This is a genomic window from Williamsia sp. z34 (assembly GCF_059553395.1).
This window is the reverse complement of sequence record NZ_JCANWW010000003.1, coordinates 460,629-481,237: the sequence shown is the minus strand read 5'-3', so window position 1 is coordinate 481,237 and position 20,609 is coordinate 460,629. Positions and strand designations below refer to the sequence as shown.

The window sequence follows — 20,609 nt, the reverse complement described above, 5'->3', positions numbered from 1 at the left end:
TCTATTTACGACCACCCGAGGTCCGCGCGTCGGCCAACTCGCCGAATGTGGCGGCCCGGGCATCGGAGCGAGCCCCGGTCTCACCGACCTGCTTGTCCACCAGGATGACCTGGCCGATGAAGGGTTCGACGATACCGACCATCCGGATCGGGGCGGCGATGATCAGCTGGAATCCGAATTGTTCGAACGCCCGCAACGACTGCGAGCTGAAGGTCTCGTCGGACTTGCTGAACGCCTCATCGAGCATCAACGGCGCGAAGCCGGGCCTGTGGTCCTCCCCGTGCGAGAGCGAAAAGCTCAGCGCCGCGGCCAGACAGAACGCCACCAGCTTCTCCTGCTCGCCACCGGAGTTCGATGCGGTGTTGCGGTAGGTGTGCACCGGTGGATCGTCCGCGGGCGCACCGGCCGCGAGCTCCTTGCCGTAGAACGTGTAACTGTTGCGGACGTCGAGGACGTTGTCACACCAGCGACGGCTCTCGGCATCGGTCCCGGTGAGCCGGGCCACCAGATCGCGGATCCGATAGAACTGCCGCGCCAGCACCGCTCCGTCGCCGCCCTTGGCGGCGGGGGCATCACGGATCATCGCATCGACGATCTTGGCGAACTCCCGGGACTCATCAGTCGGATTGTGCAGCTGCGCGATCTGCAGATACGTGCCCTCGTTGAAGTCCACGCGGCGCAGTCCGAGGTTGACCTCGGCGATACCGCGGGTGATGCGCTTGTTGGTGTCGGCGATCTCCTTGTACAGATTCGAGACCGAATGGCTGATATCAGTGGTGATCAGCTGCCGGAATCGTTGTTGCGTGGAAGCCAGACCGTGCTCGACCAGGCTGGTGTGGATGGACACCAGATCGGGGGCGAACTCGACGGTGGCACTGAGGTTCGCCGACGCCTCGGGCCATTCCCGCAAGAAGGCCTCCGCCGCCCGCACGACCTTGTTCTCCGCGCCATCGCGCTCGGCATTCGCCTTGCCGACAATCGCTTCGAGTGCATTGCGTAGATCCGAACGCACCTCGCCGTAGTTGTCCAGGGTCAGCGTCTTGCCGCCGGCGGCCAAGGTCTCGGCGAGCACGCCCGCAAGGTACTCGCGGTCGTCGTCGTCGATCTTGAAGTTCTCGGCCTTGACCTGCTCGAACTCGGCGAACCAACGGTCCCAGTCAGATCCGATGTGGCCCAGCTGATCACCGAGGGCACCCACGCGCGCCACCGCCTCACGCCAGTCGGCGCGGGCGATCTCCACCTGCTCTTCGAGTTCGGCGAGGTCGACCCGGTTCTCGCGCACGCGATCGATCCGGGCGTTCAGCTCGTCGGCATCGCGGCGGGACGACCACCAGTTGAGCTCGGCCCACGAGGCGTACCCGGCCAGCGCGTCGGCGTTCTTCGCGCGTTCCCGGTTCTGCTCCAACAGATCTCGCTTGTCCTGCGCGGCCTGCCGGGCCTCCCGGTACACCGCTTCGAGATGATCCCGGGACTCTTCGAGGGCGGCTCTTTTGCCGTCGGTGTTCGACCCTAGGATCCACTGGGTACGGTCCGACACGGACCGGCGGTCGTCCTTGCGGAAGCGATCACGACCGGACTTCACCAGGCCCTGCGGTGTCACCGCCAACGGGTGGTTCTCGAGTTGCGCAGGCAGCTCGACGCAGATGTGTTCGGCGCTGTGCGCCACCACGTTCGCCAGCCATGCCCCGGCGGGGTGGCGCTGGTCGACGAGGAGCTTCTCCGCGAGTGATCCCGGGACCGGGACGCTCGGCGCCGGCGCATTCTCTTGGTAGACACGGTATTCGAGGACACCACCGAGGTTTGTCCGGTTGACGAAATCACCGATGGTGCGCCGGTGGGTCTCCGGGACGAGCATCGTCATACCCAGGCCACGGAGCACCCGTTCGGCGGCACCGGCCCAACGTTCCTTCTCGTCGGGGTCCACATCGATCAGCTCGGCGGCGAACGGCAGCTCGTCGGCCGGCACACCGGTGGCCTGCGCGATCCCGTCGCGTTGCCCGAGTACCTCACGGGGCAGCAGCGACCGACGGGTGTTGAGGCTCGACAGCTCTTCGACCGCACCCTCGTATGCACGGCGCGCATCGGTCTCGGCGGCAAAGAACGAGTGGGCCGACGTCGCGAGGCGATCCGCCGATTCCCTTGCTGCCCGGGCGATCTCCGGTGCGCGCAACCTCAGGGCCGCGAACTCGTCCTGGGTCTCCGGTGTTTGTTCGCCGAGTCCGCCGACCAACGCGGAGTAGCGCTCATAGGCCCGGTTACGTGCCGTCACCTGCTGCTCGAACGACTTCAATTCTGATTCCAGGGTGGTCAGCTCACCCTTTTCGGACATCAGCTGATCACGCAGGGACCCGTGGCGCTCTTCGCGTTCGTCGGCCAGGTTCTCCCAATTGGCGACCTCGTTGTCCAGGCGCAACCGGTCGGCGTCGATGCGATCGAGTCGCTCCTGTAGCAACGTCATCCGATGTTCGCGCATGAAGCCACGCATCGGCGGACCCAGCAGCGTTCCGGCCCTGGTGGTGGATTCCTCTGCGCTGCAATAGGTTTTCCACGCCTCCGGGATCGGTCGCAACACCTGTTCCTGCGCATTCGCGCGCGCGGCGGCCTGATAGGCCTCGTCGAGTTGGGTGAAGTTCTCCACCAACCGCTCGGCCTTCGCGTACGTCTCCGGGCGGTCGAGCATGTAGGTCCGGATGAACAGGTTGAGGTCACCGACGTTCTTCATCGCCTTGGCCTTGCCCATCAGCGACAACGCGGCCGACGACTGGCCGATGCCCACCCGCCGGCGCAACGCCTCCTGGTAGGCGCTCTGCACATCGAAACACTCGACCGTCGGATTGTTGGTCCGGAACCGCCTGATGTCGAAGCCGCTCTGGGCCCAGGCGTTGAGCGACAAAAGATCCCAGTGCCCGTCGTGCAGCTGGTACCAGGATCGCAGCGAACTGCCGTCGGTCCCCGAACCGGGGAACCACTTGATCGCGACCGCCGTGGTCGCCGACCCGGCACCGTTGTCGTAGGTGGCCGCGATCGCCGACCAGGTGGCACCGTCGGCCCGCAGGTACTGCACCTGCGACTGGTTGTAACGGTCGTCGTTCTCGGCCCATGCGCCCCGCACGTAGTCGGCCATCGAACGGGCAGCCTTCTTGGCTCCCTTGGCGGTGAGGTCGGCCGAGGCGTTGAAGACCTGATCATAGGTCGGTAGCAGGACCACCGAGTGACCGTCCATCATCGACGACTTACCCGACCCGGACGGCCCGGTGAGCATCACGCCGCGCTCGTCGATCGGATAGTCCTTGTATCCGTCGAAGGTGCCCCAGTTGACCATCTGAATTCTGGTCAAACGGAATTGCCCGATGTTGATCGTGCGCTTGCCGGCCAGTTCGGTCGGCCGGGTCTTGTTTCCGGCCTCCTCGCGTTCAACCGGGCGAGCTCCGACTGCGGCTTTGTCTTGCTCCAGGATCTCGGTCATGATGTGCGCTCCTGGTCATCGAGTTCGGCCAGGTCGGTACCGGCCTCCTCGTAGTCACCGGCCAGGCGTCGGTACGCCTCCGTGTAGGCAGCCACCTGCTCGGGCCCGAGCAGGGAGGCGATCACCCCCAGCACCACGTAGCGGTCGGTGCCCGGAAGTGCCCGGATGATCTTGCGGGACTCGAGTTGATTGATCGCGGCGTCGATACGTTTGACGAAGCCCGCCTCATCCGTGTCCGATACCGGCTTGTAGGTGAGCATGTGGTCGATGATCTCGCCGCGTTCGACCACCACCGACTCATCGGCACTGGTCAGGTACTTCTGGCGCAGGAACAGGGCCAGCACCGACGCCGCCAGCGTCAGCGTCTGCGCCCGCAGAATGTTGCGCTGCCTCGGATCGTTCTCCGAGACCTGCTTGGTGAACGCGTACTTGTGTTCCCGGTTGATCTCGAGCTGCAGGTTCAGTTCCGACAGCCTCGACCGGATGATCTCCTCGTGGATCTCGATCGTCTTCCAGTTGCGCGATCGAACCGAGACATGTGCTGCGGCAACAAGTTCCTGCAGGGCGTAGCAGACCGGTGCGGGCAGCGCCGAGGTGTCACCCTCGAAGCGTGCGTCGACCCGCGCCTCGCTGATGCTCCCGACCGGCACCGATCCGTCGAATGCGAAGTGGGACAGGTCGACCGGCGGCGCGTCGAAAGCCCCGGGCGTGTCGACGAACAGGTCATCGCCGTCTTGCTGCGCCGGAGTTGGTACTGCGTCCGCCTGTTCGGGGACTTGATCTTCCGATGTGGTCATCGACCTCTCCTGGTAGAACTGGGGGCGGATGCACCGGGGACGGCTTCGGCGTCTGGTTCATCGAGCAAGTGCATCACCTCATGCGGCAACGCCGTGATCGGGTCGGGTAGAGCACTGGTGAAATGCACTGCGGACAAGTGGATTTCACGCAGGCCGCGAGCAGTGTGGGCGAGCACGGTCACGGTACTGTCGTTGTCGGTGGCACCATGGCGCTGAGCCAGCGACCAGATGCCGACGACGTCACCGGTCCGGGCTTTCGGCAACCGGGCCAGCACCTCGTCGATTCCGGCCGGACCACCATCGAGTGCCCCGTTGACCGCATCGGTCAGCGAATGCCAGTCGATCGACTCCACACCCACCAGGTCCACGGGGTTGATACTGATCTCGCCCGCCGTGTCGGCCACCGCACCCGGCGAATCGACGATCCCGTCGTGGAACACCAGTGCGCCAACGGAATTGGTGAACGCAGCACTCATCGGGACCTCGATCCCCATGTCCCGGCCCGGGCCGGCCTCGACGAAGGCGGCCAGGGCGGCCCGCTGGGCATCGGCGATCTGGGCACGCAACGCGCGGTAGTGCAGGAAGTCGCCGTCCTTGACGAAGGTGTTGATCCGTCGATAGACCTGCCCGCGGACCTCGTCGACAACCTGGACCTCATCCCACATCCGGTCGATGAAGCCGGTCAGGGTGTCGAGGAGATCGGGCGGCAGATTCGGCAGCCCGGTGGCGATCCGCGCGATGCTCGACTCCAGATCCTCCCGCAGGCGGTGATCGGCGATCAGTGTGTAGAAGGTGTCGAAGGCCTTGCCCTCGTCGGAGTCGGCCAGCGCGTCATGCCCGTCGAACATCCGGTTGAGCACATCGGCATGCGATCCTTGCTCAGCATCGATGCCCGTGGTCAACAGGGCCCGCGAGTTCTCGCGCATCTTCTCGCCGTACCCGATGATGTCGGCCGGCATGCGCTCGGCGAGCGAACTGACCATCCGGATGTCGTCGAGCACCCGGCGGGTATCCACGACCGGCACCGCACCGGCAGCCAATTCCTCACGACGCCTGGACAATTCGGTGATCTTACGATCGATGTCGCGGATGTGCTCGCCCGGGTCGGGATCGATCGACACCGCGATGTTGGACAACCGCGACATCACGAGTTCGAGCACCGTCTCGGTGGCCACCGTGCGGTTCTGCCGAACTGCCTGCACCTGCGCGATGGCCTGGGTGGCGCCGCGGGTCAGTTGGTAACGCTCGATCGCGGAATTGTTCTGGAGTGTGCGCGCCAGATATCCGGCCCGCACCCAGCGGTCGAGGAGATCTTCGGCCGTGGGCAGTTCCCAGCCACGATCGGTCCAGTGCCCGGCCAGGTCGTCGAGGTCTTTCTCGATACCCGCCGCGAGATGGTCGCCGTCGACCTGTCCATCGGCCAGGCGCGCCGCCATGATCGCCAGGTACGGCACCGCGTTGCGGGAACGCAGGAGCCGTAGCGTGACGTCGCTGTCGGCATTGTCACCGTAGGCGGCATACAGTTGCGCGGCAGTCGGCCGTGCCATGTGTCCCCCTCGGTTCTTTTCACGTCATATGTCCGGGTCGTCCAGGTTTGGACGCGCGAGCGCCCTCGCAGGTTGCCCGCAGGCGATGATAGTTGCCGCTTCGCGGCGTCCAAGACCTCGCGTATCAGCTGTAGATCTCCGCGTAGATCTTTTCGATCTCGTCGGCCGACGGTATCCGCGGGTTGTTGCCCGGCGAGCCCGATTCGATCGCCTGGCGGGCCATCAGCGGGATCAGCTCGTCCCACCGCTCCCGCGTGATCCCGCTGAGCTGCGGCGTCGGGACCGCCAGCTCGACGGACAGCCGGGTGAGCTCGTCGACCAGCAGGCCCGCCGCGCGTTCGTCGGAGTCGGTCGCCGCGGCACAGCCCAATGCCCGCGCGCAGTCCGCGTAACGCTCGGTGGCGCGGTCCAGTGAGAATCTGGTCACGGCGGGGAACAACATGGCGTTGGACAGACCATGCGCGAGGTGGAAGTGCGCACCGATCGGCCGGCTCATGCCGTGGACCAGTGCCACCGACGAGTTCGAGAACGCGATCCCGGCGTGCAGTGCCGCCTGCATCATCGCCGAACGGGCGTCCCGGTCCGAACCGTCGGCATACACCCGGCGCAGGTTCGCGCCGATCGCCGCGATCGCACGCAGGCAGAAGTCGTCGGAGAACGGGTTGTTCTTCCGGCTGACGTACGCCTCCACCGCATGGGTGAGCGCATCGATCCCGGTGTCGGCGGTGAGCCGGGCCGGCATCGACAGCGTCAGCTCGTAGTCGACGATCGCCGCCACGGGCAGGAACGCGCGCCCGATGCAGAGCATCTTCTCGTCGCTCTCGCTGTCGGTGATGATCGTGAACTGGGTGGCCTCGGAACCGCTCCCCGCGGTGGTCGGCACGGCCACCACCGGAAGTCCCGGCGCGTCGTTGCGCAGCGGCGCCTTGTAGTCGCGCATCGTTCCGTCGCGGACCGCGAGCAGCGCCAGCGCCTTCGCCGTGTCCATCGGACTGCCGCCACCGAAACCGATCAGCAGGTCGGCGCCGTGGTCGCGGACCGCCCGCAGCCCGGACTGCAGCGACGCCGTGGTCGGGTCGGGAACGGTTCCGTCGAAATAGTCGGCGTCCAGACCGGCGGCCACCAGCGCGCGCACCACTCGTTCGGGCGCACCCTGCGAGGACAGGAAGGTGTCGGTGATGAGTAGGGGTCGACGGGCCCCGAGACCGCTGACCACATCGGCCAGCTGATCGATCGCCCCGGCTCCGATGCGGATCTCTCGCGGCAGTGCGATGGAGCTGATCATCGGGCAATCCTAACCACCCCTTCGATCGGGGGTCGCGGTAACAACATGGGTGCCGAATTTCCGGTTCGGGTTGAGTCCCGTTGGCAGACGTGTTTAGCTGTGCGACACCAAGCCCCTGTGACCCCAGTCACTTCGGGTCGAAAACGCTGATTGCTGCAGGCAGGAGATCGGGTGGCATCCTCGACCGGCTCTGGCGCCGGCGCCCGACGATTCGAGCGTCGCAGACCTGCATGGCCGGGATCCGAGCCGATCAATATCGCGACTCGGTGTATCACCACCGGCATCAGCATTGTCGGCCTGCTGGCGCTGCTCCTGGTCCTGATCTTTTTCGCATAACAGGTGGTCCACGCTTCGTAGGCCCCCGCAATCGGACACCTCAAACCTCAACTGGGCTTGAGGTGCATTCGTCGTGCGGTATTGCACATCCCAACCGCCTACGGAAGGGTAGAACTGCGTTCAATTGGGTAAGCCCTCAAATACCCGGCGCGCCGACTACCAAGCGGGGACGACCGGTCCCCAGATAGTGAGAGGAACATCGTGTCTGACTACACCTTGCCGGAACTCGACTACGACTACGCGGCTCTCGAGCCGCACATCTCCGGCAGGATCATGGAGCTGCATCACAGCAAGCACCATGCCACCTACGTTGCCGGTCTCAATGCCACGCTCGGCAAACTGGCCGAGGCACGCGAAGACGGCACAATCGCAGACAAGGTCGCAGGCCTGAGCAAGACGCTGGCCTTCCACCTCGGTGGCCACACCAACCACTCCATCTTCTGGAAGAACCTGTCGCCCAACGGTGGAGACAAGCCCGAAGGCGAGCTGGCCGCGGCCATCGACGATCAGTTCGGCAGCTTCGACAAGTTCCGCGCCCACTTCACCGCCGCCGCGGCCACCCTGCAGGGCAGCGGTTGGGCCATGCTGGCGTACGACGCGGTCATCGGCCAGCTCGTGATCCTGCAGCTCACCGATCAGAGCGGCAACATCCCGCCGAACCAGACCCCCATCGTGCTGCTCGACATGTGGGAGCACGCCTTCTACCTGGATTACCAGAACGTCAAGCCCGAATACATCAAGGCTTGGTGGAACATCGTCAACTGGGCCGACGCCGCCGAGCGTTTCGCCAAGGCGACTGCTTGATCTCGTAGCTGCGGCAGGCAACTGCACTGCAGTTCTACTCGAACGGCGACCTCCCCGAGCCGGGGGATGGTCGCCGTTTGGCGTTCGGGGGCCGAAACCTCGGGTCCACCCGCCCGTTTGGCAGTCGAGTCGGCTTGTGTGCCAACCGTTTACCGGGCATGCTTCCGATACAGCCCCGCAAAACAGACAGCTTCGCAACACCCGCGGCCACGCCGCGACGCGGTCAAAGGCGACCCACAGCAGTGACATTCACTTCCGGCAACAGGAGGTCACCATGAACGAGGACGCCACCGGACACCACACACCGCGGTCCGGACTCAAACCGATCGGCCTGACGCCCTTTCACCAGGAGGGTGAGCTGCGCGGCATCCTGATCTCCGGCCGCTGGCCGGATACCACCCTGGAATGGACACAGACGCTGGTCGCTTCGGTCCGCATCGCGTGCCGACCGGGATTCCTGCGGACCACCACAGTTTTCAGCGTCATCGAAGATCGGCCCGAAGCCTGCGATCCGGACACGGTCGGTCTGATGCTGGCGGTGGGCAGTGTCTTCGACAACAGCTTCGCCGAATCCGGCCACTTCACGACTCCGCCACCGGCACTGCTGATGCTGCATCCACCTTCGGAGACCAGGCCGTCCCTGCCAGAGTGTTCCGATGTCGCGTCGGGCTGCGTACTGCTTCCAGGGCTCCCTGAACTCGGTCTCGACCATCGCGCCGGGTGGGCCGAGGCAGAGGCAGACGGCACAGTCGTCACGATGCGAAATCAGATCGGCGTGGACCTGGCCACCGACCCCGACACCGCCGTTCTGGCGATGTTGCTCGCCGCCTGATCCGCTCGCTCTCCGGGGGGTCCTCGCACGTCAGGACCCACACGGAGGACCGTGCCGGGATTCACGGGGTTAGGGAAACCTAAGTTTCGGTTACCCTAACTTTCCGGAAAGGGCACCCCACCTGCGTGGATGCGGGTGGTCAATATGTTGCGCAATTATGAGAACGCCGTTTACGTTGGCTGAGTGATTACCGCATTCCTGGTCAGCTTCGGCGTGATCTTCGTGGCCGAGCTCGGCGACAAGTCACAGCTGATGGCGATGACCTATGCGCTGAAGTACCGCTGGTGGGTGGTGCTCGCAGGCATCACCATCGCGACCACCCTGGTACATGCGTTCTCGGTGGGCGTGGGCCACTTCCTCGGACTGTCCATCCCCTCCGATCTGCTCACGATCGTCGGCGGCCTGGCGATGCTGGTCTTCGGTTTCTGGACCATCCGCGGCGACAACCTCGACGACGACGAGTCGGTCAAGGCCGACCGCGTCACCAAGTCCGTCCTGTTCGCCGTGATCGCGTCGTTCTTCCTCGCCGAACTCGGCGACAAGACAATGCTTGCCACGATCACACTCTCGACCGACAACAACTGGCTCGGGGTGTGGATCGGCTCGACCATCGGCATGGTCGCCGCCGACGCGCTGGCCATCGGCGTCGGCGCGATGCTCGGTCGTCGTCTTCCGGAGAAGACGATCGCCGTGGGGGCGGCGACCCTCTTCTTCGTCTTCGCCGCGTGGCTCACCATCGACGGACTGATCAGTGCCGACGATCTCGGCATCACCGTTGCGACGATGAGCCTGGTCGCGATCATCACGGTGGTCGGCGTCTGGCTGATCAAGGCCCGCCGCGAGGAAGCCGCGGCGGCGGCCGGAACCTTCGAGGGAGCAGCCGACCGGGCTGCCGCGAAAGTCGCTGACTAGGGTGTATGACGCGGGGTCTAGGACGTTCCCCGTGGACACTCATCGAAGGGACGGCATCAAGTCGTGGAGATCTCAGGATCAGCAGTATTGGTCACCGGTGGAGCCTCAGGTCTGGGCGCAGCCACCGCCAAGCGTTTCGCCGACGCGGGCGCAATCGTCTTCGGGCTGGATCTGCAGCCGTCGATCGACAAGGCCGAGCCGGCCCCGGGTGTAACCCTCCTGGCCGCCGACGTCACCAGTGAAGCCGATGTCGAGGCCGCCCTCGACACCATCGCAGCCTCCGGCGCCCCCCTGCGCGTTGCCGTGAATTGCGCCGGTGTCGGCTGGGCCAGCCGCATCCTGACCAAGAAGGGTCCACACGAGCTCGAACTCTTCCGCAAGATCATCGAGATCAACCTGCTCGGCACGTTCAACGTGATGCGACTGGCCGCCAACCGCATGCAGAGCCAGGAACCGGTCGACGAGAACGACCAGCGCGGCGTCATCATCAACACCGCGTCCGTGGCTGCCTTCGAAGGCCAGATCGGTCAGATCGCCTACACCGCCTCCAAGGGCGGCGTGCACGCGATGACCATCACCGCGGCCCGCGACCTCGCCCAGGTCGGTGTGCGCGTGTGCACTATCGCGCCCGGCACCATCAACACCCCGATGCTCGACGGCATCACCCCGGAGTTCAAGAAGACCCTCGAAGCGGGCATCCCGTTCCCGAAGCGTCTGGGCGATCCCCAGGATTACGCGAAGCTGGCCGCGTTCATCGTCGACCACGACTACCTCAACGGCGAGACCATCCGCATGGATGGCGCGCTGCGGATGGCTCCGCGCTAGCGGGCCACCTCAGGTCGATCGCAGAAGCCGGGCTCTTCACAGGGCCCGGCTTTTGCGTTTTGCCCGACCGCCACCCGAATACCCATCACAAGTCGCCACACCTTTTCCCGCCGGACTCCCCCTCGCCAACCGGATGCTGGTTGTGTGGAGGTATCACCCCCGATGGAGGAGACACCTGATGCGTGGAGTCATTCTGAACCAGCCCGGTGACGTACAGGTCGAAGAACGTCCGGACCCGGTGATCGTCGAACCGACCGACGCGATCATTCGTCTCGCGGCGACCTGCGTCTGCGGATCGGACCTGTGGCCCTACCGCGGTGATGACCCCGCCGACCACATGCCCATGGGACACGAGTACGTCGGTACGGTCACCCACATCGGCAACGCCGTGAAAGATCTCTCGGTCGGTGATTTCGTCGTCGGATCGTTCTTCGCCTCGGACAACACCTGCGAGATCTGCCGGGCCGGCTACCAATCCCGGTGCGTGAACGCAATCCCGATGGGCGTGATCGGCACCCAGGCCCAGTACGCCCGTATCCCGCTTGCCGACGGAACACTCGTGGCCACACCCGGTCAACCCGACCCGGATCTGATCCCCTCGCTGCTCGCGGCCTCCGACGTCCTGGGCACCGGATGGTTCGGTGCCGTGGCCGCCGAGGCCGGACCGGGTAAAACCGTCGCGGTTGTCGGTGACGGCGCCGTCGGCCTGCTCGCGGTGCTCGCCGCCAGAGAGCTCGGGGCCGACCGGATCATCGCCATGAGCCGGCATGCCGACCGCCAGGCCCTGGCCCGGGAGTTCGGCGCCACCGACATCGTCGAAGAGCGCGGGGACGACGGCGTCGCCAAGATCAAGGAGCTCACCGGCGGTCTGGGTGCGCACTCCGTCGTCGAGGCAGTGGGCACACAACAATCGATGATGCAGGCCATCGGTTCCACCCGGCCCGGAGGCCATGTCGGGTACGTCGGTGTCTCCCACGACGTCGAACTCCCCGGACTGGATCTGTTCTTCGCCGAGATCCATCTGCACGGCGGACCGGCACCGGTACGCCGCTTCCTACCTGACCTGATCGACCTCATCTGGAACCGCACCATCGATCCCGGCAAGGTCTTCGATCTCACCTTGCCGCTCGAACAGGCCGCCGAAGGTTACCGGGCCATGAGTGAGCGCCGAGCCACGAAGGTCTTGCTGACCGTCTGACGCGGACTCGACCGCGACGAATGAAACCCGAAGTCCGGCAACGCATTCACCAGATGGAGTCGCGTTTGGCGCGCACCGGTCTAGGCCGCCCGGTGTCGTGCCCGGGTGGTGCCGGGGGCCACGCGACCCAACTCTCGCGAGAGTCGTCGTAGCGGCCTGGCGTCGGAGTCGAGGTCGTCGGCGGCCCCGGCGAGCACCTCACGGACCGCACCGGACGAACCACCGGCCTCCCGATAGGTGTCGACGGCCGCATATATGGCGCCGGCCTGCTCCGCGATCGGCCGACTGTCGAAGTCTTCCGGCAAGTACGGACTGAGTTGCAGAACCGCGTCCCGGATCTCGATGACCCGACGCTGGTACATCAGGTTGATCGAACCCTCGACGCGGCGGCCGGTTCGTGGCGGCAAAACCACCTCGGGAAGCGCCGAAGTGGTCAATTCCCATAGGGTTTCGAGTTCTCGATGGTGCCTTCGATGGCGGATGTCATGACGCATCTTCATCCAGCGCGCCCGCACCATCGGATAAGACACCCCCACCAGGAACAACACCGCACCGGTCGATGACATCACGCCCGCGACCTTCAGTAGGACCGGAAGGCTGAACAGATCCAGCCCGGCGCCGACCACAAACAATGTCTGGATGAGCGAACCGACGCCGACCATCGTCAACCCGGTCAGCAGAGTGATCAGCGAATGCCGCAGATACCCTTCTGCCAGACCCACGTAACGCGCGATCGACACCACGCAGGCGCCCAGCGCGTAGACGAGATAGCTGCCGGCGATGACGAAGAACACCGCGAAACCGATGTGCTGCACGGTCCAGTCCGACACGTCCCTGGTCCGCACCGGGGTCGGGGTTGCCAGCATCGCGGCGTTGAGCCCGATCATCGCGATGACCAGTGGCACCGCTTCCATCCCGGCGCGACGCCGGCGACCGCTCTCGGTGGTCCCGAAGAAGAAGACGACCACCAGGGCGGCGACCCCGATGGCCAGCAGGCAGTAGAACAGCAGCCGGCCGGCCCCGGTGAACAGCATTGTGTCCAGCCACGCCCGCACCTGGGTGTTGGTGTCGACAAATGCCAATGTCAACGCGGCGACGGCCACCGTCAAGGCCAGCGGTTGAAGCCCGGCACGCTCTCGCCGGATCTGCTCGAGACGCCAGCACAGTGCAACGGCGAAGAGCACCATCGCAGCAGCGTTGACCAGACCTACAACCATCCCGAATGCCCCCCGAGGACGCGCTGAATACCACGCAATCCCCCGTGCCCGGCCGATCGGCCTACACCTTGCGCAGCCCTGACCGCCCATTCCCTGATGATCGTCGCCAACATCTCGGCTTCCCACTCACGCTCATCGGAATAACAGGTCCGGCCCAGCGCATCCTGTACGGACTGCTCGTTTCCCCCGACGGCCGCGCCGGCACCGCCGGCAAGCGTCGAGGGATCAGAACCGAGGATCTGATGGCCTGCAATCAGATGTCCGAACTCGTGGATGACGATCTGATCCCGGTGAAGTTTCGTGGTGCTGGCCTGGTAGAAAAAGTAATCGGCGTCCTGCGCCATCATCCAGACGCCGTTGGGCATCCCCGCCGGAAGAGGATGCGCAATGATCTTGATGGCCCGTCCGCGCTTCTCGCCGTAGAGCCGACACAGTTGTTCGGCATCGAGCGGCAGATCGAGCAACAGATCGGCGAGCTCGCGGCGACACAGCGTCCGCAGAGCTCTTTCGGACCGCATCACCCCGTCCGGTACCGCCCCCGGTCGAACTAGTCGGCTGCTTCGTGTTTCTCGACGACACGCAGCCCGGAGTGGCCGTGGCCGAGTTCGGGTTCCGACGACTTCAGGAGATCCGGCGGATCCGCGGGAAGGCCCTGCTGAACGCGAAGCACCTTGATCAACTCGTTGACGACCGTCACCGAATCGCTCGACAGTCCGGCGAGACGAAACGCCGCCAGCTGCACGTTGGTGTCGGCCTGCAGGCGCATGAGGTCGATCTGGTCGCGGGTGCGCTGGGCGGCGCGGTCTTCGAGGAAGTAGTGAACGTCCACCCCGAACGCCGCCGAGATGCCCTCGACCGTGCGGAAGGAAGGCGACTTCGCCTTACCGGACCGCAGTTGGCTCAAGTACGACTCCCCGAGACGGAAACCGAGTTCGGTGGACCGGTTGGCGATGGCCTTGGCGCTGTAAGCGCGACCGTTGGGGCCGGGTACCGTCCGGAAGAGCTCTTCGAGTCGCCGGGCGAACAGACCCGGGTCGAATGTGGTGGTCTCGGGATCCACCGGTTCCACATTGTCAGTCATTCCATGCTCCACACGCATCAAAGATGTCCCTCTGTGAGGCCGATCGCCGCAGCACGAACGGCTAGCAGTTCGGAAAATTCACTACGCCGTATGCCCTGTTTGCCATATGGTAGCTTACTGCAAATTAGCTACCGATCACGCTCAGGCGCTCCGGGGGATGCATGATTTTTCCGGTTCGGGCGGAGTCGACGCTGACTTGCCCACCTGAATAAACCGTGTACAGACGAAAATTTCAATAGCTGATTTGTGGAAGCCGACCTGGAGGATCGATGCCGGAGCACCGTGCGTGTCGGGTCAGCACCCTGCAGTGGTCGGTATTCCTCGGAACCTTAGCTTTGCTCATTGGCGGCGTTTCCCTGCTGGTGACCAATTCTGTCGCGTCCGCACACTGCAATCCGGCATGGTCGAACTGCGAGGATCACCCCACGACAACGCCGGCCGGCGCTACCGAAACCACATCGGCCACCGAGACGAGTCCGACCACCGGCATCGAAATCCCCGTCGATCCGGAGTCACCCACGAACACCCCGACGGCACCGGCCCGGCCGCCGGCTCCGACCTATGACCCGCCGACCGGCGGGGGCGCCACATCGACGTCTTCCGGCAACAACTCGCAGCAGACCGCGACCAGGCCGCCCGGACAGCCACCGAAGCAGAACACCCCGACAACACCCCTGGATCGGGACGCCGGCCTCGCGCCGGTCGCGCCGACCGGCGGCGGTCCGGGAGGTGGTGGCGGCACCAACGGTGGCGGTATCGCCGTCGAGTCCGTCCCGACGGTCGAACCCGCGACGAGTGCGCCCGCCCCGACAGCAGCGACCCGCCGGAGTCCACCGTTGCAGAACCCGGTGGACACGACCCTCGCACCCGTCAGCACAGCCATCGATCCGGTATCGTCCTCCGCGCAATGCCTTGTGGGGACCACCAATTCGGGTGGCTGTGCCGGCGCGGACACCGCACGCGATCTCGCGCCTGCGGGCTTGCTCATCCTCGGGGCGCTCGCACTCCTGGGCAGTGGCTCGTTCCTTGAATCACTGCGTGGCGCACTTCGGAGTTGACGGCACCACCGGCATCCGGACCGACGACCACACCGCCCGCGGGGGGAGTCAGTGGTCGGATGCGAGGTCCGGCGCCGGCAGCTCTGATCCGAGCGGGATGTGCTGCGCTCCCCCGCCGTCCATCCACTCCCGCAACGCCTTGGTGGCCCGGACGTCGTCCTCGTTGTATTCGAGCAACCGCACGCGCTGGGTGTGGTCGACCTCGTCGCCGTCGAGTCCGACCGCCCGGCGATACCACTGCATCGACGCCTCACCGCCGGCCTCGTCATCCCGCCACCGGAAGCCCGCATGGGGTGCGATCTTTTTCAGGCCTTTTCCTTCGGGACTGAGGAAATTGCGGCTCACCGCTTCGTAGATGTCGACCCAGTGCTCGGAATTGATGAACGCGGTGACCTCGTCGCGGGTGGGGATCCCCGGATATCCGGCGAATCGATCGGCCGAACCGAGCAGCCATCTGTTCTCGGCCTGTTGCGAATAGCAATAGGCCGCGAATGATTTGCCATCAGCAATGGCCGTCTGCAGTTCCGTCATCAGCCAGCCCCAGAACTCGGCGAAGGATCGTGCCTCGTCCACGGTCGGCAACGGTGTCCAGGTGACGAACGGGATGTACCGCACCGGGCGCGACGGATCGGTGTTGTCGGTCAGGAGCGTGCCCCACAGATACGCGCCGTCGTCCTGGTAGCTCTCCATGTCGATGTCGACCTCGACATCGGCGCGGGACACCTCGACGTCGGGCATCCGGCGGATCAGCTTCACATCGGCGAGATAGGCCCGGGCCAGCAGGATCGGATCCTCGAGACTGGAGAGTCCCTCCGGAAGCGGGCCGTCGTACGCCGCGAGCTGGTCGATGGTCCGCACCCCGACCGTGGCGAGCATCTGGGTGAGATTGCCATTGACCACCAGGCTCACGTCGTGGGCCTGCTCGAGTTCGGGCCCGCAGGCGCTCCACCAGACGCAATTGCGGCACTCGCCGATCCGCGACGGCGCGGTCGCCACCCTGCCGCGGGCGATCGCCAGTCGGCGGGTCAACAGCTCGTCGTAGCGGACGAGTGTGTCGCTGAGGTCATGGACGACCATCGCGGTCGGGTCGAGGCCGATGACGCCACCGGCCGGTGTGGCCGCGGCCATGCCGAGGGTCTGCAACATCCGGTACAGATGTGCCAGACGGATGGTGTCGCGGGCATTGCCGCGCACCTTGCGCGTCTCGTCCAGTGCCGGCACCCATCCCCAAACCGGGCTGGTCACTGCGCCCGAACCGGGATCGAACGATTTGTGATTCACCACGATGACGGGCACAAAGCCGGAATCCACCCTGATCAGCAGCTCTGCCCAGCCGCGGCGACCGGCCTCGGGATCGTCGGGCAGGGTGGCGCCCCAGATCCACTTGGCGCCCGCGTTCATCGCAGAGACGGTCGCCTTCATCCGCGCCCGCATCGTCTGGCCCGAACTGACGTCGGCCCAGCGGTGCAGCTCTGCGGCGTGCAGTCCGTGCAGCATGTCCCGGACGCGCTCGCGGTGCGCGGCGGCCGCTTCCTTGCGCAACACGACCGACGGGTCGTCGGGAACCGACTCCACCTTGGGAAACAGGGAATCGCGGGCGAGCCGATGCTCGCATCCACTCAGATCGCGAGGACTGAGCAACGGGGGTCTTTTCGGGCCGGATGGCACCGATGAACGAATTGCCATCACCACCATCCTCTCGTGTGCGTCAGCGGTGCATGCGCCGGACCCACGCTATGTAATGCTTGTACCGCAACTGCACGACAATTGTGCAGGCCGCCTGAGATGGCGCGAGGCGGGTGGTCACTACGAGAGGGTCTGAACCGTATGGGTCTGTTCAAGTCGGGACGCATCAGTCGGGCGGAGCGTAAAGCCCAGGCCAAGGCACTCAAGGCGAAAGCCAAGCTCGAAGCGCGCCTCGGAGACAAGTCCGGGCGCAAGTTCGCCAAGGCCGGACTCAAGCAACAGCGCAAGCTCGCCAAGAAGGCGCAGAAGTCACAGGCGAAGTCCGAGAAGAACGCCGCCAAGCTCACCAAGGCGACCAACTCGACCAACCTGAAGATCGCCCAGGCGAATGCCAAGGCCGTCGCCGACGGCAAAGTGCTCTCGCCCACGCGCGTAAAGCGTTACCTGTCGGTTGCCAAGGTGCTGTCCCCGGTCCTCGTGCCGCTCGCCTACCGCGCCAGTACCGCCGCGCGGGAACAGATCAGCCGCATCCAGGCCGATCGCGCCGGGGTGCCGGTTGCCGAACTGAACAAATACAGCGGCCACGGCGCGGCGCTGTCGGCCCGGATCGCCGGCGCCAACGAGTCGCTGCAGACCTTGGCCGCCAAGCACCCCGCGGACGCCGAGACCAAGACCTTCACGACGATCATGAATCAGCGTCTGTCCGACCTGTCGACAGCGGTGGCCGCCGCCGAGACGATGCCCGCCGCACGACGTCGTAGCGCGCACGCGGCCATTTCTCGGGAACTCGAGGCCATCGACGCCGATCTGCTGGCACGACTCGGAGTACGTCCCTGACCCCACTGGCAGTTGCGCTCACCGCACCGGCGCTGGCGGTTGCCGCCCACGGTGCGGCGTCGGGCCATCTCCCGGGCACCCCGGGGCTGCTCCTGCTGATGTTGCTCGGTGTGGCCGCCGGAGCCCTGAGTAGGCACCTGATGACCGCGGCCGGATTCCTGGTCCTGCTGACCGGCACCCAGGTTGCCGCGCACGTGTCTCTCACGGCGGTCGCCGAGCCGATGACGATGGCGCACCAGAGCAACACCGCCGCGATGCTGATCACGCACTTCATCGCAATTCCGTTATGCGCCTTGCTGATCTCCGGTGCCGACCGCCTGTACCAGGTGATCACCTCGGTCCTGCGGGGGCTCGGATTCCTGATCGGCGTACCGATCACGGACCGCAATCGGCCGGGTGCATCGCAAACCCCGGCCCCGGAACCGCTCATCACCCTGATCGCCCCCGGAGGCATCGGGGTTCGAGGTCCACCGGCGAGCTGATTCCACTCGCCACATTCACCACCCGGCAACCTGGTCGGGTGATGACACCTCTTCTCTACCAAAGGAATCACGCATGTCTTCATTCTCGCGGCGGGCCCGGCTCATCGGCGCCGGCATCGCCACCACCGCCCTCGTCGGGTCCGGCACACTGCTCGGTGTGGGTTCGGCTTCGGCGCACGTGAGCGCCGTCGGCGAAAACCTCACCCAGGGCGGCTACGGCGTCATCAACTTCCGGGTTCCGAACGAATCGGACACTGCCGGCACCATCTCGGTGAGCGTGACCCTGCCGAACCTGAAATCCGCTCGCACCGAGCCCATTCCGGGCTGGACCGCCGAGATCACCAGGGACGCCACCACCGAGGAGGCGACGTCGGTGACCTGGACTGCGGTCGAGGGCAATCCGGGCATTCAGCCCGGCGAGTTCATGCAGTTCCCGCTCTCGGCCGGTCCGCTGCCCAAGCAGGAGACCGTCGAGTTCCCGGCAGTGCAGACCTACTCCGACGGAGAGGTCGTCAACTGGGATCAGCCCACCAGCGAAGGTGAGCCCGAGCCCGACAAGCCCGCCCCGACCGTGACGCTGGGTGCGGAGTCCGCCGACGGTCACGGCCACGGCGGCGATTCGGCGAGCGAGGATGCCCACTCCGACGCAGATGAGCATTCCGAAGACAACACCGCGCGCTGGCTCGGCGGCATCGGAATCGCCTTGGGCGCACTGGGTATCGGTATCGGTATCGGCGCACTGCTGCGCTCACGCCGATGAGGCGCATCGTCCTCACGCTGGGCGCGGTGGTCTTCGCGGTGTTGGCGGGTATTGCCAATACCCCGATCGCGTCGGCACATGCAGCGCTGATCAGCTCGGATCCCGCCGACGGCGCGTCGCTGGCGGTCGGACCGTCCAAGGTGACACTGACCTTCAACGAGCCGATGCAGGAGAGCTTTCCGAGCCTGACCGTGGTCGGACCGGACGAGCACTACTGGCAATCCGGCGAAGCCACGGTCACCGGCCGCACGATGAGTGCACCGGTCTCCGAGTTGGGGCCCACGGGCGTCTACACCATCAACTACCGGGTGACCTCGGCCGACGGCCACCCGGTGGAGGGCCGGCTGACGTTCACGCTGACCACCGAGGGCCAGGGCACGCCCGGTGAAGCGGTCGACGACGGTGATTCGGCGTCGTCGGGAGTTCCGGTGTGGCCGTTCATCGTCGGCGCGGTGGTGCTGTTCGCCGGCGGCCTGGCATTTGCGCTCCGGCCGCAGCGCAAGAAGTAGCCACATGACTGCGGGTACGGCACGGCGCGAGTGGTTGCTCGGTGCCGTACCCGCGGCATGTGTCGGGGCCGCGCTGGCCGCGTTGGTCGCGCACCCGGCCGGACCCGAGCCCGATGCTCTTGCCCAGGCGGTCGCCTTCGTCGCCGCGATGACCGTCCTCGGACTGACCGGACTTCGACACCTCGGTGGTGACCCCGCCGACCCGACTGCACTGCGGCTCATGTCCGGGGCGGCGGGGCTGTGGGCCGTCGCCGCAGTGCTGGCGGCCTGGCTACATGCCGCCGAGCGGGTCGGGCAGTCCCCCACCGCCCTCGGGGTCCGCGACTTCGTCGAAGCAGGCGGTGCCACTCCGGCGATCATCAGCGCCGGTTGTGCGGTCGGGATCTGCATCGCGGCCATCGTCTGGATGCGCCGGCCGAACCTGGTGGCGCCGGAGGCCGCGGCCGCGTTGGCGGCCCTCGGGCTGGTCATCGTGCCGATCACCGGACATCTGAGCCGACAGACCGGCGGGGTGGCAGTGCTCGCGGTCCATGTCCTCGCCGCCGCCTGGTGGTGCGGGGCCCTGATCGCGCTGGCCCTGACCGCCCGCGGCCGCAAGGCGTGGGCGCGGGGACTACCGCGGTTTTCTCGTCACGCCCAGTGGTGCGTACTCGCGCTGGTGTGCAGCGGTGTGGTCGCCGCAGTCCTGCAGCTCGGTTCGCTGTCGGAGCTGTGGACGACCGGGTACGGGCGGATCCTCCTGGCGAAGGCGGCCGGACTGGCAATGCTGCTGATCTGCGCCATCTATCTGCGCAAACGCTGGGTACCGGCGGCCGCCGGACACCGCTTCCCCGAAACGTCCTCTCTCCGTTTGGCTGTCGCCGAGGTGCTGGTCATGGCCGTGGTGATCGGACTGGCCGCCGGCCTGGGATCGACCGCACCCAACTGAGCCGCCCGCGCTCGGGACAGGCATGATTGTCTGCACCCGCCGACGCAGT

At 65.9% G+C, this 20,609-nt stretch carries 20 protein-coding genes; 12 read left to right on the top strand and 8 right to left on the bottom strand.

Annotated features, from left to right (window positions below):
• Position 1: 1 nt before the first annotated feature.
• From AC51GT_RS10960 to AC51GT_RS10945, 4 genes are all read right to left on the bottom strand, one after another.
• Entirely contained in the window at positions 2-3,466 is a 3,465-nt protein-coding gene (locus tag AC51GT_RS10960) for an ATP-binding protein (RefSeq protein ID WP_496328760.1), read from the bottom strand.
• Positions 3,463-4,263 (bottom strand): DUF4194 domain-containing protein, encoded by an 801-nt coding sequence (locus tag AC51GT_RS10955; protein WP_496324522.1) that lies wholly within the window; start codon positions 4,261-4,263, stop codon positions 3,463-3,465. Before AC51GT_RS10955 ends, AC51GT_RS10960 begins: the two co-directional genes overlap by 4 nt.
• Positions 4,260-5,810: a DUF3375 domain-containing protein gene (locus tag AC51GT_RS10950; protein WP_496328759.1), complete on the bottom strand. Its 1,551-nt coding sequence runs from the start codon at positions 5,808-5,810 to the stop codon at positions 4,260-4,262. Before AC51GT_RS10950 ends, AC51GT_RS10955 begins: the two co-directional genes overlap by 4 nt.
• Positions 5,811-5,934: 124 nt before the next feature.
• Entirely contained in the window at positions 5,935-7,095 is a 1,161-nt protein-coding gene (locus AC51GT_RS10945; protein WP_496324520.1) for an iron-containing alcohol dehydrogenase, read from the bottom strand.
• A gap of 171 nt (positions 7,096-7,266) precedes the next feature.
• Between AC51GT_RS10945 and AC51GT_RS10940 the strand changes: the two genes are divergently transcribed.
• The 6 genes from AC51GT_RS10940 (at position 7,267) to AC51GT_RS10915 (ending at position 12,002) form a co-directional block, all read left to right on the top strand.
• Positions 7,267-7,431: a hypothetical protein gene (locus AC51GT_RS10940; RefSeq protein ID WP_496324519.1), complete on the top strand. Its 165-nt coding sequence runs from the start codon at positions 7,267-7,269 to the stop codon at positions 7,429-7,431.
• A 201-nt stretch (positions 7,432-7,632) separates the two neighbouring features.
• On the top strand, positions 7,633-8,235 hold the full coding sequence (locus AC51GT_RS10935) for a superoxide dismutase (RefSeq protein WP_496324518.1): 603 nt from the start codon (positions 7,633-7,635) through the stop codon (positions 8,233-8,235).
• Positions 8,236-8,509: 274 nt separating this feature from the next.
• Positions 8,510-9,067, top strand: a complete 558-nt coding sequence (locus AC51GT_RS10930; protein ID WP_496324517.1) for a peptidase — start codon at positions 8,510-8,512, stop codon at positions 9,065-9,067.
• A 183-nt stretch (positions 9,068-9,250) separates the two neighbouring features.
• A complete protein-coding gene (locus AC51GT_RS10925; protein WP_496324516.1) occupies positions 9,251-9,979 on the top strand; it encodes a TMEM165/GDT1 family protein in 729 nt (242 codons plus the stop codon).
• Between the two features lie 63 nt (positions 9,980-10,042).
• Positions 10,043-10,804 (top strand): SDR family NAD(P)-dependent oxidoreductase, encoded by a 762-nt coding sequence (locus AC51GT_RS10920; RefSeq protein ID WP_496324515.1) that lies wholly within the window; start codon positions 10,043-10,045, stop codon positions 10,802-10,804.
• A gap of 178 nt (positions 10,805-10,982) precedes the next feature.
• Positions 10,983-12,002 (top strand): zinc-dependent alcohol dehydrogenase family protein, encoded by a 1,020-nt coding sequence (locus tag AC51GT_RS10915; RefSeq protein WP_496324514.1) that lies wholly within the window; start codon positions 10,983-10,985, stop codon positions 12,000-12,002.
• Positions 12,003-12,082: 80 nt separating this feature from the next.
• Here AC51GT_RS10915 and AC51GT_RS10910 read toward each other — a convergent pair whose 3' ends face one another.
• From AC51GT_RS10910 to AC51GT_RS10900, 3 genes are read right to left on the bottom strand one after another with little or no spacing between them, the layout of a single operon-like run.
• Positions 12,083-13,219, bottom strand: coding sequence for an MAB_1171c family putative transporter (locus AC51GT_RS10910; RefSeq protein ID WP_496324513.1), 1,137 nt, complete (start codon positions 13,217-13,219; stop codon positions 12,083-12,085).
• Positions 13,210-13,737: a hypothetical protein gene (locus AC51GT_RS10905; RefSeq protein WP_496324512.1), complete on the bottom strand. Its 528-nt coding sequence runs from the start codon at positions 13,735-13,737 to the stop codon at positions 13,210-13,212. Before AC51GT_RS10905 ends, AC51GT_RS10910 begins: the two co-directional genes overlap by 10 nt.
• A gap of 29 nt (positions 13,738-13,766) precedes the next feature.
• On the bottom strand, positions 13,767-14,300 hold the full coding sequence (locus tag AC51GT_RS10900; protein WP_496324511.1) for a helix-turn-helix domain-containing protein: 534 nt from the start codon (positions 14,298-14,300) through the stop codon (positions 13,767-13,769).
• 362 nt (positions 14,301-14,662) lie between these two features.
• Between AC51GT_RS10900 and AC51GT_RS10895 the strand changes: the two genes are divergently transcribed.
• Entirely contained in the window at positions 14,663-15,358 is a 696-nt protein-coding gene (locus AC51GT_RS10895) for a hypothetical protein (protein WP_496328758.1), read from the top strand.
• A 48-nt stretch (positions 15,359-15,406) separates the two neighbouring features.
• Here the strand turns inward: AC51GT_RS10895 and AC51GT_RS10890 are convergent, their stop codons facing one another.
• Positions 15,407-17,044, bottom strand: a complete 1,638-nt coding sequence (locus tag AC51GT_RS10890; RefSeq protein WP_496328757.1) for a TM0106 family RecB-like putative nuclease — start codon at positions 17,042-17,044, stop codon at positions 15,407-15,409.
• A gap of 141 nt (positions 17,045-17,185) precedes the next feature.
• Here AC51GT_RS10890 and AC51GT_RS10885 point away from each other — a divergent pair, with 141 nt between their 5' ends.
• The 5 genes from AC51GT_RS10885 (at position 17,186) to AC51GT_RS10865 (ending at position 20,560) form a co-directional block, all read left to right on the top strand.
• Positions 17,186-17,881 carry a DUF6474 family protein gene (locus AC51GT_RS10885; RefSeq protein ID WP_496324508.1) on the top strand — a complete coding sequence of 232 codons (696 nt, stop codon included), beginning with the start codon at positions 17,186-17,188 and terminating at the stop codon, positions 17,879-17,881.
• Between the two features lie 98 nt (positions 17,882-17,979).
• Positions 17,980-18,363, top strand: coding sequence for a hypothetical protein (locus AC51GT_RS10880; protein ID WP_496328756.1), 384 nt, complete (start codon positions 17,980-17,982; stop codon positions 18,361-18,363).
• A 73-nt stretch (positions 18,364-18,436) separates the two neighbouring features.
• Entirely contained in the window at positions 18,437-19,123 is a 687-nt protein-coding gene (locus AC51GT_RS10875) for a YcnI family copper-binding membrane protein (RefSeq protein ID WP_496328755.1), read from the top strand.
• A complete protein-coding gene (locus AC51GT_RS10870; protein ID WP_496324505.1) occupies positions 19,120-19,632 on the top strand; it encodes a copper resistance CopC family protein in 513 nt (170 codons plus the stop codon). Before AC51GT_RS10875 ends, AC51GT_RS10870 begins: the two co-directional genes overlap by 4 nt.
• Positions 19,633-19,636: 4 nt before the next feature.
• Positions 19,637-20,560 (top strand): CopD family protein, encoded by a 924-nt coding sequence (locus AC51GT_RS10865; RefSeq protein ID WP_496328754.1) that lies wholly within the window; start codon positions 19,637-19,639, stop codon positions 20,558-20,560.
• Positions 20,561-20,609: the final 49 nt, after the last annotated feature.